A 12,588-nucleotide genomic window follows, 5' to 3' on the forward strand; every position below is an offset into this window, starting at 1 on the left:
CTATCTTAGAAAGTCCATCAACGTAGGCTGAATAATCCGTGATCCTACTCCAAGCGCCGCCCGATGAATACTTTCTTGCGTTTTTAAGTTCGTAATTACTTTTTCAATATCGGCATCTTCATTGTCTGACATCATCTTCGTTGCGCTAACTTCCTGTGCATGAATCCGATCTTCAATCAGGTCGACACGATTCATCCGTGCACCTAAATCAGCTCGCTCATTAATAATGTCATTGATATGCTTATCAAACGTTTCCAGGTAATCACCGAGCTCTTCATCACTACTATCACCTTCCAACGCATTGGCAAACGCTTCAATGTCATCAAAAAGTTCCTGTTCAAAAACAGGCTCAGGATCAACATTCACCTGTATTTTCACCCCGGCTGAGACTTCAATTTTAACAGGCGTCGCCTCACTATCAACCGTAAAATCTTCCATATTCACAGGAGCTTCCGTCGTGTTCGCTCCGTTAAAAATATACTTGTCATTGACCTTCGTATTGGCGATCGTGCCTAAATGCTCCTTCAACTGCCGAATCTCTTTGGCAATATTTTCACGCTGACCATCTTCATATGTACCATTACTCGCCTGGACGGTGAGCTCACGAATCCGCTGCATCGCTTTTGTTGCTTTATCCAATGCTGCGTCACTACTGTCCATCCAGTTATGCACTGTCCCAATATTGCGCTTATACTGCTGCACCTCTGTCAGCTGTGAACGATAATTGATCCCTTTCATCGCTACAACTGGATCGTCCGACGGCTGACTAATTTTCTTCCCGGTATAAAGCTGTTCCTGATATTTCCCCAGCTGGCTATAGCTATTACTGAGGTTACGAAGCATATTATTCGTTAGCATTCCTTGGGTAACACGCATGATCACTCACCTACCTTCCCATTTGATTAATGATGCGATCAAGCATTTCATCAACAACGGTAATATTCCGAGCCGCCGCATTATAAGCATGTTGGAATTTAATCATATTCGTCATTTCTTCATCCAAGGAGACCGCGCTCACCGATTGACGCTGCTGATTGACAGACGCCTTCAACGTCGCAGAGTTACTCTGCATCCGATAGGCTTCTTGCGCTTCTACCGCCATAGTTCCGATCATCGATTCATAAAAGGTGCCCACTGACGTTTCTTCACCTAACATAGCGGCAGGCTCATCCAACACATTGGCTAAGTCAAGGGCATTCCCGCCATTCCCGGCAAGTTCCGAATTCGCTGCAGCAATATGATCGGCATCCGCTTTCACCGCATCCGTTACATCAAGTGAACCTGCAAGCCCGCGCACGACTCCCGCTTCATCCGTATCGAGCGTATCATCTACGAAAAAGAAATTCGGAGGCTCTGTCCCATCTTCCATCGAATTCAATGACTCTCCACCCTTTTGAACCGTATTCATCGCGGTTGCATAAGCGGTCGCCATTTTATCAAGGTCATAAACCATTTGCTCATACGTTCCTTTAGCTTTGCCTCCGCTCATGTAACCACCAGATTCAACTAACCCCTTCAACTTCCCTTGTGAAAAATCTTCCACATCATAAGAGCGATCACCGATAGAAATCGACTCAGCAACCGGCGTTCCATCGTTAGGATAGTCAACTTTCACCTCATTCACACTGTTCGTTGCACCATCTACAAGCGTAGGAGCCAAGGCCTGACCATTACTCCCCACTAATGAAATCGTCGCTTTTCCCATCGCAAGTGGATCAGCAGAACGAGGGGTATCCTCATAGGAAACATCAATCGTCACAATCCCTGAAAGCTGATCAATCAAACGGTCCCGCTCATCATACAAATCATTCGGCACATAACCATGCGGCTCTACTTCAGCAATTTGCTTATTCAAATGATTAATTTGATTTGATAACGAGTTCACCTCTTTCGTTGTTACGCCCACTTCCGTTTTTATATCATTCTGCATTCTATGTAGTGTATTTGATAAATAATTGAACGTTTCGGCTACAGCCTGTCCTCGCTGAACAACAACATCACGAGCACCCGAATTTTGCGGATTAACAGACAGGTCCTGTAACGATTGCCAAAAACGATCCATCGTCTTAGCTAATCCACTATCAGACGGCTCATTCATTAATGATTCCAACCTGCCAAACGCATCAGAACGTGCTTCATAGTAACCCGTTTTACTATTTTCACCGCGAAATTGATCATCCAGAAAACCCACACGCACCCGTTCAATCGAACCAGCCTGTACACCGCTCCCCATCTGCCCTGGAATCTCAGGACGATTCCGTGAAGCCGCCGGGAACGGACCCGTCTGTTCAAAATTGACGCGCTGGCGTGTATAGCCGGGTGTATTCGCATTGGAAATATTGTGCCCTGTTGTATATAAAGCCGATTGCTGCGTAAATAAACCACGCTTAGCCACTTCTAAACCATGAAAGGTTGAAACCATATAAATTCTCCTCTTTTTCTTAAGCTTTCGAATCGAATACCGGCCGCTTCTGCCCCTCAGTTCCCGCAGGCTTGCCGTAGTTCATCTGACTTAGCGACGGCTGCAGTAAATCTAATGATACATGGATAAACTGTAACGACTGCTTCGTCAGCTCCGCATTTAACACTTCCTGCTGTTTCAAATCAGCAAGCACGATAATAAAGGAATCATACGTTTCTTGAAGCCGCTCCCGTTCCGCCCCTTCAACAACATCCAATATGTCAGAAACCGTCGGATCCCCATGAGTAAAACCTGCCGCCACAGACCACTCAGCAACGACCGCCAACCGCTTCTTCTCTAAGCTGTTAATCGCTTGAACATGCTTTCGCTCCTGAGCAAGAATCCCTTGCAACGCTTCCGTGTCATTCGATTTCAATGCCTCAGTCTTGTTATTCGAAACGGTTAACAAACTTTCATGAAGCTGCTTCAAACGCTCCATTTGATCTACGATGCTATCGATGTTCACGGCCCATCCTCCTTTATCCCTTGTTCGACCAGAAATTAACCATTTTCTTCGCTGTTGCATTCGGATCCACCTGATACTTGCCATCCTTCACAGCGGCCTTAATCTCATCCACATACTTCTGACGTGCCGAGCTCTTCTGCTCTGATTCATGCAATGCCTTTCCCTGGTGTGAAATTTCGACCTTATCCTGCTTACTCTGCTTTTGCCTTTGAACATCAGCCTGCTGATTCACATGCTTCTTATAAGGATTAAAATTAGAATGGTTTGGACCATTGATCTTCATTTCATTCACCTCTTCCGCCATTTAAAATCGCTACCCTATATATCGGATATCCACCAAATAAGTTTAGACTTTATCCCGCTTCACCGTATAATAAGTCACCTGACCCATATCGTCCTTCCTATTTCGTTCACTCAGCTGATCAATTTCCCCCTGCTTTCGAACCCCGTCCTGAAGCTCATTGGTACAGCTCTCACACAGACGACCCTCACGAATTTGCGCCCCACACTTCGAGCAATCATACGTTAATTGCGGAAACTGAGCTGGATGCAGACGCTTTGACTTCACGAAACCGCGAATCGTCCTCTCATCAACACCCGTCTCCTCAACAATCTCCCTGACATTCGCCGTCCGATTCTGCTTCTTCCGCATAAACGCATAAACTGTTTGGAAATCGCGCTCCTCCTGCTTCAAACAATTTTGACAAACCAAAGCCGAACCCTTGATATACAATCCATAACACCTCGGACAATTCGCCAACTCAGCCATCACCAAATCCCCCTATACCTCTCTTTTATTATTATATCGGCAAACATCCCATATTCCAAAGATGTACTAACGAAAAAGTGTCAACGAATAAACCGCCGGACAACCATGCCCCTTAAGCAACGACGCCAAATGCCGCACCGTCATCCCCGTCGTATAAATATCATCGACCAACAGCACAGGCTTCCTCGGTTCCCCCACCAACACAAACGGATTCTCCGACGACACCCGCTCCCTTCGCCCCCGCTTCGACTGCTTCTCACTACCCTTTCTCGTAAAAAAGTCGACAGCCTCAAACCCGAGCTGAGCAATAATTGCGTCCGATTGATTAAACCCCCGCTCCTGAATCCGCTGCCCACTAAGCGGAATCGCCACCAGATCCGCACCCACATCCTGGAAGTGCTGATGATACGTCGTCTGTAAAGCTTCAGCAAAGGCCTCAACCAGTATAAAGTCCCCCCTATACTTCCACCTCGCAACAACCTCCCTGGCAAACTCATTGTACGTATACACCGAAACATTCTTCTCTAAGCACCCCGCATACTGCTCCGACTGTTCCCAGCGCACACAATCATGACAGACTCCTTCTGCATCCACACGACCACACTTCGAGCAACCAGCCTGATCGATTCTTGCTAATCTTGCTGAACACACCTCACACAGATTGATTCTTCTCTGGGGAAGCAAAAACTGACTCCATCCCACTTTTGGGACGATTTCTTCTACGCAAATCAGGCATCTCATGATTGCTGCCCCAATCGATTCATTTTAATAATCGCTTCCTGCGCATCAAGCATCGCATTCGTTTTACCAATGTGAAAAAAGAACACATCCCCGGTCGGGTCCTCATGACTGCGCCCCGCCCGCCCAGCGATCTGCACGAGAGCCGCTTCATCAAACACAACATGGCCCGCATCAAGAACATATACGTCTACAGAGGGAAACGTCACGCCTCGCTCTAAAATCGTCGTTGTCACTAATATCCGATAGGCTTGATCTCGAAACGCACGCACCTTCTCTTCACGCTCAGGGTCCTCTGCATGAACCGAAGTAATCTCGGGATACATCGGCTTTAAGATGTCAGTAACTAAATGAGCATACTCAATGGTTGAAGTAAATAACAGAAGCTGCCTGCCCCCAAGCTGTTGAGAACGAATCAATTGAAAAATTGGTTGAGGGAGCGTTTGGCTAGCTAACTTTTTTCGCAGGAGGGGACTAAGTTTTAACTGGGGAACAGGAAGCGGATAACCATGGAAACGTTTGGGAATGAAGACAGCAGGAAGTTGTTTACGCTTGATACGCTTTTTCTCCTTTGCCCTTGGAGTTGCTGTTAAATAGACAAGGGACGCATCATGCTTTGCTGCGCGTTCCGAAGCAAATTGGAGGGAGGAATCGTTGTGATAAGGAAAGGCATCAATTTCATCTATAATCATTACATCAAATGCATAAGCAAACCGGTAAAGTTGGTGTGTAGTTGACAGCAGAAGCTGTGCATCACCAAGCTTTTCCTCACTATCTCCATACAAAGCTTGAATGGAGACGATTGGGAAAGCCAGTTTCAGTCTGGGGGCCAGTTCCCGGACAACATCCGTTCGGGGTGTAGCGATACAAACCCTTTGTCCATGCTTCAGTGCAGCCGCTATTCCAGGAAAAAGCATCTCTGTTTTTCCCGCCCCACAGACGGCATAAACGAGCAGCTCACTATTCCCCTTGGAAATAGTAGCAACGATTTCATCTGCAGCCCTTTTTTGGCTAGACGTAAGCTCCCCTTCCCAAGCACAGAGTTCTTCGATAGCCGGCCAAGGATAGTGAGGACTGCCAAGATAGAGCGGCTCACATTCAAGCACACGTCCCATCATAATACAGTTTCGGCAGTACACACACTCTTTTTGACAAGCTAAATGTGGCATAGCCGCAAACAAATAGCTCTTATCATTGCCGCACCGACGGCAAACATAACCTGAACGCTGCTTTTCAATCGATAAGACTTTTTGAACTTGACCTTCTGTAACTAATGCTGTAAATTCTTCATCTAATAAAGGAATTTCTTGACGAGTGAGAAGTTTACCTGTGATCCATTTGTGGGGAGCCTGTTCTGGAATGATTTGTAGCGTGCCAGGCGGTGAGGGAGAGGAATTTTTTCGTGTAGAAACTAGTTGAGGCAAAGTGATCACCTTCCTATTTTTTTATAAAGCGGGGAACAAAACGTTCGATTTTAAAGTCTAGCGACCCCACGTCAAGTGGGGTCTTGAATCTCACAAACAGATCAGCTTAAGATTTCTTATACCAACCAATACCCATCGCACCCTCACCGAGATGAGTGCCGATGACGGGGCCGAAATAACTGATAGTCACTTCCACGTGATCAAACTGCTCTTCGATGGCTTGTTTAATTTGTTGGGCTTCCTGAGGACGATTAGCGTGAATGACACTTGCCTGAAATGTGCCTTCACGATTAATATCTTCTTCAAAGAGCGTGAGGATACGTTTGAGCGCCTTTTTGCGTGTGCGAATTTTTTCAAACGGAACAATTTTTGTATCAACAAAATGAAGAACGGGCTTCACCTGCAGTAGACTGCCGACAAAAGCTTGAGCACCATTCAGCCTCCCACCTCGGTGCAAGTGGCTTAAATCATCGGCCATAAAGTAAGCATGCATGGACGACCTCATTTCCTGAAGACGATTGATAATCTGTTCAGGTGTACCGCCATTGCTTGCCAGCTCAGCCGCTTCAAGCGCATAAAAACCTTGCATCAAGCAGCTGATTTCCGAGTCAAACACATGGACATTAATATCCTCAACCATGTTCCCAGCAGCTATCATCCCTTCATACGTTCCACTAATTCCGCTAGATAAGTGAATCGCTACGACAGCATCATAATCACGAGCCAGCTCCTCTAACTTTTCCGTCATCAGCCCGAGAGATGGCTGGGAGGTCTTTGGTAGTTCCTGATTTTCTTTGACCATATCATAGAAATCTTCAGTAGTAATATCAACTTCTTCCTGATAGGACTCATAACCAAAGATCACATTTAACGGCACCATGTGAATTTGACTAGCCTGCCGGATATCCCTAGGTATATAAGCCGTACTATCAGTCAGTATCGCGGTTTTCATAGGAATCTACCTCCTTATCCCAGTATTAAAATACATGTATGTATGCTTGTCTATTCTGTACTCTATATTTTACATGAATGAATATTCATTTGCACCAACAATATATAATCATAAACAAGAAAAAAGAAGCCCCGAAGAACGTTATCTTCAGAGCTTCTATTCATCAATTAATTAAACAACTTCCACCCAGCCATTCTTAATCGCAGTTACCACAGCTTGGGTACGGTCGTTTACATTCATTTTCTGCAAAATATTACTAACGTGGTTTTTAACCGTTTTTTCACTAATATATAACGATTCCGCAACACCACGGTTACTATTCCCATCAGCTAGAAGTTGCAGCACTTCACATTCTCGACGTGTTAAAAGATGAAGTGGCTTTCTGTACTCAACGGCACGGTAAGCATTGCCTTCCTTCGTTTCAGAGAGTCGGCGGTATTCAGCAACTAAATTATGTGTAACTTTAGGGTGTAAATAGGAACCGCCTTCGCTAACGACTTTAATCGCATCAATCAGAGCTTCCGAATCCATTTCTTTAAGCAAATAGCCCTGGGCGCCTGTTTTTAATGCATGTGTTACGTAATTCTCGTCGTCATGAATAGACAAAATAATGATCTTTAAGTCAGAATATCGACTTGTGAGTTCAGCTGTTGCTTCCACACCATTCATGCTCGGCATGTTAATATCCATAAGAACGATATCTGGGTTATGCCTCTCAATTAGCTCAAGGGCCACATTACCGTCATCACCTTCAGCCACTACCTCAAAGCTTGACTCAAAATCGAGGATACGTTTTACACCTTCACGAAACAATTTATGATCATCAATCAAGACTATTCTAGTCGCCATGAATCTTCCTCCTAATGAATACATTCGATTCCTCTTCTTCCATTTAATAGAATGAAGATCGTCTCTAATTTTTCTCTTTTTATTATGTTTATCGGTCATTACCCTAATCCTATATCCTATTATAAACGATTCAAGTCTTTTTACATAGTTGATTTAGAATTTAACTAGTAATAGGAATTCGAATCGTGACGATGGTCCCTTCACCTGGTGAAGAATCTATGTTTAGATCTCCATTTACCATGTCTACACGTTCACGCATACCCATGAGGCCAAAGGATTTTTCTTTTTTTATAGTCGGGTCAAAGCCCTTCCCATCATCTTTAATCAAAATGTTCGTGTTCTGAGGTTTCATCTCAAAGGCTACTTGAATCACAGAAGGTTCTGCATGCTTGACTGCGTTTTGGACCGCCTCCTGGATCAGACGAAATAATGCCACCTCATACTTCCCTTCAAGCCTGCGCTCTTCCCCAATCAATGTAAAGGAAATCTTGATGTTATTATACTCTTCGGTTGTTGCCAAGTATTTCTTAAGTGTTGGAACTAGACCCAGGTCATCCAAAGTCATTGGACGAAGGTCATAAATGATACGGCGCACCTCGTAAAGGGCCGAACGTACAAGTTTACGAACATTCTTCATCTCAGAAAGAGCTTCGTTAATCCCCCGCTCATTGAACGTCCGCTCAACAAGATCAGAGCGAAGCATAACATTGGCCAGCATCTGCGCAGGACCATCATGGATTTCCCGTGAGAGCCTCCGGCGTTCTTCTTCTTGTGCTTCAATAATTTGCAAACCAAACTCCTGCTTCTCTTTAGCGGATGCTAGAGCATCAGAAACATGTTTGAAATCTTCGGTTAAATAATTTAACACGATAGAAATTTTACCCGCTAAAGCTTCTGCACGCTGAATCGTATCATCCAAGTTACGGAGGCGACGTTCTATTTCATGACGTCGTTCTCTAAGCTGCTTCTCTTTCTCCCTTGTCATGGATAAATCCATTTGCAAGGAATGGGTTTGTTCGTAAATTTTTCGGATCTCTTCTTCTGAATACTGTTGAAATTGCTTGCTAACCTCCGAGAGGCGTATTCTGGATAAACGAACTCTTTGTTCAAGTTCGTCTCCTTCATCAATCAAGCCCGTGACCTGTTTCTTAATTTCGAGTAACTCTTTATTAAGCTTCTCGAACTCGCCTCGGGAGTCTTCACCAATCTGGAAAATTTCATCCTTACTATTCGTTACAGTGTCGACCATTTCCCTGATAATAAAGTCAAGTGCTTTATCCCCAGATTCCATCTCGTTCATAACAAATCTCCTTCATCAATATTCACATAATCATTCGATTGACCTAAGTCAATTTATGGGGGTTATCCGTAAAAACCTAATTTTTTTCTATATTCTTCATATATATACATTTGCTCCTACCTATAAAAACGTTATATAATAATAGCTTAGGAGGTTCAATTAAACCTATGTTAGAAAGCTATTATACAGTAAACCCCGAAGGATCAGAAGAAATCACCATCCAAAAGTCACGTTTCATTGGACATGTGAAGCGTTGTGAATCGGAAGAAGAAGCTCGAAATTTCATTCAATCTATCAAAAAGAAATATAACGATGCCAATCATAACTGTTCCGCTTATATGATAGGAGAGCATGACTTGATACAGAAAGCTAACGATGATGGCGAACCTAGTGGAACAGCCGGAGTACCGATGCTTGAAGTCCTTAAAAAGATGGAGCTAAAGGATACAGCTGTTGTCGTCACACGATATTTTGGAGGAATTAAACTCGGAGCAGGTGGTTTAATTCGTGCCTACTCAAGTGCAGTTTCAGAAGCTATCAAAACAACTGGTCTTGTTAAACGACATTTAACATACACAATCAAAGTTACCGTTGACTACTCAATGCTCGGAAAGCTTGAAAATGAAATACGAAATTCTTCTTACTATATGGATACGATTCATTATTTGGAGAAGGTCGAAATAGACGTAAAAGTAGAAACAAATAGAACGGATGCCTTTGAAACTTGGATAACTGATTTAACGAGTGGCCAAGCTGATATTATACAAGGCGAATGCAGTTATATGGAAACGTCCCTATAGCATACGTTCTTAAAGTGGCCAGTTTATTGTGATTCAAAGGGGAAGAGTATTATGAGAAGTAAAAAACTAAAAATAATTTTATGGTCGCTGGCGGCAGTCCTTCTTGTATTTGTGGGCGCAGCGGTTGGATATGCAGCTTTTCTAACCGATAAAGCCCGTCAAGCCGCCAATGAATCCCACCAGTCACTCGAACGAGGCGTAAAGTCAGACATGCGGAACACTAAAGTTCAGCCAGAGTTTGATAACACTTCGATATTATTTATAGGGGTCGATGACAGCGATACACGCTCCAATGGCAATCCTCAAGGCCATACAAGCAGGTCGGATGCCTTAGTGTTAGCTACATTTAATAATGAGAAAAAATCTGTTAAATTACTAAGTATTCCTCGTGACTCTTACGTGTACATTCCAGAAGTCGGATATCAGGATAAAATCACACATGCTCACGCTTTCGGCGGAACCGATGCCACAGTAAAAACAGTTGAGAACTTTTTAGATGTTCCTGTGGATTATTATGTACGACTCAATTTTAATTCATTTATTGAAGTGATTAATTCACTCGGCGGTGTAAAGTTTGATGTTCCTTTTGAACTAACAGAGCAAAATAGTGAAGATGAAGGAAAAGCCATCCACCTTGAGGAAGGCTACCAGACTGTATCAGGAGAAGAAGCCTTAGCTCTTGTTCGCTCTCGACAATATGACAGTGATTTAGCACGCGGGCAACGTCAAATGGAAATGATTGAGGCTATTATTGAAAAAGCATCACAAGTAGGTTCCATAACCAATTATGGTGATGTCATTAATTCCATCGGCAACAACTTAAAGACGAACCTAACCTTTTCTGAAATGACTGCCTATAAAGATTATATCCTCCAGCAAGACGGGCTGAATTTTGAGGAAATGCAACTCGACGGTGAGGGGGATATATTAACGGTGGTTGGTACTACCAAGTTCATCAAATGAGCCTGCTCAATATCCAGAATACCATACAAGCTCATTTGGGTGTTAACGAACTATCCAATGACAGCAGTTCTTTTGCTGGGGAAGATAAGGAGACCCCCAACAACAATTCCCTACAATAATCTAGTTATTCCCCGGGAAATATCGTCAAAATAAATGACTTTTTTCAGATAAGATAGCCAAACCTACTTCTTATGTCATTCATGAAGTAGGTTTTTATGTTTAGATTGGAGCTGGAAAGTGTATATAGAAGAAATACTCACGATTATGTAAAGGATGAGTGACATAAGAATTATTGTATAGAATAATGTAAGAATCTGTTGTTATTAGAAATTATATTTAGATATTTTTAGGAGGCTTTATTCGTTTATGGCTAAACGGGAAAGACAAAAATTACAACGTTCATTAAAACCACACTGGGTCTGGGCAATTGCTTTTGGTTCCGCAATCGGCTGGGGAGCTTTTGTGCTGCCCCCGGATTGGATTGGTCAAGCTGGGCCCCTAGGTGTTGTGATCGGGATATTACTCGGTGCTATTCTTATGATGATCATTGGAGTAAGTTATGGTTTTCTAATTGAAAAGTTTCCGGTAACAGGCGGAGAATTTTCATATGCTTATATAGGGTTTGGCAGAAGCTTTGCCTTTTTAGCAGGTTGGTTTTTGACACTTGGGTACATCTGTATCGTTGCGTTAAATGCTTCAGCCCTTGCTCTGTTAGCTAAATTTCTATTTCCTGATTTTGTTCGAACCGGAAACCTCTATACTGTTGCAGGTTATGATGTTTCCATTATTCAGGTTTTAATTGCAAGTGCAGCATTAATTGTTTTTGCATTACTAAATATTCGCGGAACCAGCTTCTCAGGACGAACACAATTTGTTTTTAGTATGATTCTTATTTTCGGAATCTTATTGCTTGCTGGTGGCGCCATTTTTTCTGAAGGGCCGAGTTTATCAAACTTATCCCCGGCTTTTCTCCCTAATCAAACGGCAATCGCCTCCATATTAACGATACTCGCGATCGCACCGTTTGCTTATGTAGGATTCGATAACATTCCCCAAGCGGCAGAAGAATTTAAATTCGAAGCAAATAAAGCGTTTGGACTTATTATTTGGTCACTACTCGCAGCAGGGATAGCTTATGCAATCATGATCATCGTTACGGCAAGTACGATGCCATGGCAAGATCTTCTCGCACAAATAGAATCTCAGAATTCTGTATGGGGCACCGGTGATGCCATTGAGAGCTATATGGGCAGAACAGGCGTATTTGTCATCGCTATCGCTGTCATTATGGGGATTTTCACCGGCCTTAACGGGTTCATTATTTCATCTAGCCGTTTAACCTTTGCAATGGGACGTGCACGAATTTTACCAAATGCTTTCCGTAAACTTCATAAAAAATACCAAACTCCATATGTGGGGATTTTGTTTACTTTAGCTGTTTGTCTGATTGCCCCATGGTTTGGCAGGCAAGCACTGCTCTGGGTCGTTGATATGTCTTCAACTGGCGTTGCTATAGCTTACTTTTTCTGCACAGCTACTGCATACAAGATCTTTAAGTGGTCAGACAAACAACCTGACAAACATTCCGCAAGTACTGTTGCACCAGGTAAAAAATTACTATCCTTAATCGGAATGATCAGTTCCATAGGATTTCTCATCCTATTATTACTTCCACAGTCGCCCGCTTCACTCGGTAAAGAATCTTACATTGCCTTAGGAATATGGGTAGTATTTGGAATTGTTTTCTATCTTGTTAATGCCCCACGATATAACAAAATTGATGAAAAAGAAATGAACTACCTCATTCTTGGGAAAGAAGAATTGTAGATCGAAGAAGACTCACCATTACGAGAAGGTGAGTCTTCT

Annotated in this window: 13 protein-coding genes; 3 read left to right on the plus strand and 10 right to left on the minus strand. The window is 43.2% G+C overall.

Features of this window, described 5'->3' with window-relative positions:
- The 10 genes from flgL to MUO14_RS05490 all read right to left on the minus strand — a co-directional run bounded on the left by flgL (nt 1) and on the right by MUO14_RS05490 (nt 8,959).
- Complete coding sequence (gene flgL, locus MUO14_RS05445; protein WP_244754061.1) at nt 1-876, minus strand: flagellar hook-associated protein FlgL; 876 nt, start codon at nt 874-876, stop codon at nt 1-3.
- Nucleotides 877-886: 10 nt separating this feature from the next.
- A complete protein-coding gene (gene flgK / locus MUO14_RS05450; protein ID WP_244754062.1) occupies nt 887-2,422 on the minus strand; it encodes a flagellar hook-associated protein FlgK in 1,536 nt (511 codons plus the stop codon).
- Nucleotides 2,423-2,441: 19 nt separating this feature from the next.
- Nucleotides 2,442-2,987: a flagellar protein FlgN gene (locus MUO14_RS05455; protein WP_244754063.1), complete on the minus strand. Its 546-nt coding sequence runs from the start codon at nt 2,985-2,987 to the stop codon at nt 2,442-2,444.
- Entirely contained in the window at nt 2,941-3,210 is a 270-nt protein-coding gene (gene flgM / locus MUO14_RS05460) for a flagellar biosynthesis anti-sigma factor FlgM (RefSeq protein ID WP_244754064.1), read from the minus strand. The genes MUO14_RS05455 and flgM overlap by 47 nt, the downstream gene beginning before the upstream one ends.
- A 63-nt stretch (nt 3,211-3,273) precedes the next feature.
- Nucleotides 3,274-3,696 carry a TIGR03826 family flagellar region protein gene (locus MUO14_RS05465; protein ID WP_244754065.1) on the minus strand — a complete coding sequence of 141 codons (423 nt, stop codon included), beginning with the start codon at nt 3,694-3,696 and terminating at the stop codon, nt 3,274-3,276.
- Between the two features lie 66 nt (nt 3,697-3,762).
- A complete protein-coding gene (locus MUO14_RS05470) occupies nt 3,763-4,260 on the minus strand; it encodes a ComF family protein (RefSeq protein ID WP_244754066.1) in 498 nt (165 codons plus the stop codon).
- 173 nt (nt 4,261-4,433) lie between these two features.
- A complete protein-coding gene (locus MUO14_RS05475) occupies nt 4,434-5,858 on the minus strand; it encodes an ATP-dependent helicase ComFA (RefSeq protein WP_244754067.1) in 1,425 nt (474 codons plus the stop codon).
- A gap of 106 nt (nt 5,859-5,964) precedes the next feature.
- A complete protein-coding gene (locus tag MUO14_RS05480) occupies nt 5,965-6,810 on the minus strand; it encodes a DegV family protein (protein WP_244754068.1) in 846 nt (281 codons plus the stop codon).
- Between the two features lie 171 nt (nt 6,811-6,981).
- Nucleotides 6,982-7,659 (minus strand): response regulator, encoded by a 678-nt coding sequence (locus tag MUO14_RS05485; protein ID WP_244754069.1) that lies wholly within the window; start codon nt 7,657-7,659, stop codon nt 6,982-6,984.
- A gap of 160 nt (nt 7,660-7,819) precedes the next feature.
- Nucleotides 7,820-8,959: a sensor histidine kinase gene (locus MUO14_RS05490; RefSeq protein ID WP_244754070.1), complete on the minus strand. Its 1,140-nt coding sequence runs from the start codon at nt 8,957-8,959 to the stop codon at nt 7,820-7,822.
- A 167-nt stretch (nt 8,960-9,126) separates the two neighbouring features.
- On the opposite strand from MUO14_RS05490, the gene MUO14_RS05495 reads away from it, so the two are divergent.
- The 3 genes from MUO14_RS05495 to MUO14_RS05505 all read left to right on the plus strand — a co-directional run bounded on the left by MUO14_RS05495 (nt 9,127) and on the right by MUO14_RS05505 (nt 12,549).
- The gene (locus tag MUO14_RS05495) at nt 9,127-9,759 is read left to right on the plus strand and encodes a YigZ family protein (RefSeq protein ID WP_244754071.1); all 633 of its coding nucleotides are present in this window, start codon (nt 9,127-9,129) and stop codon (nt 9,757-9,759) included.
- Nucleotides 9,760-9,810: 51 nt separating this feature from the next.
- Nucleotides 9,811-10,722, plus strand: coding sequence for an LCP family protein (locus MUO14_RS05500; RefSeq protein WP_244754072.1), 912 nt, complete (start codon nt 9,811-9,813; stop codon nt 10,720-10,722).
- Between the two features lie 366 nt (nt 10,723-11,088).
- A complete protein-coding gene (locus MUO14_RS05505) occupies nt 11,089-12,549 on the plus strand; it encodes an APC family permease (protein WP_244754073.1) in 1,461 nt (486 codons plus the stop codon).
- Nucleotides 12,550-12,588: the final 39 nt, after the last annotated feature.

Origin of the sequence: Halobacillus shinanisalinarum (genome assembly GCF_022919835.1) — a bacterium.
GTDB lineage: Bacteria > Bacillota > Bacilli > Bacillales > Halobacillaceae > Halobacillus_A > Halobacillus_A shinanisalinarum.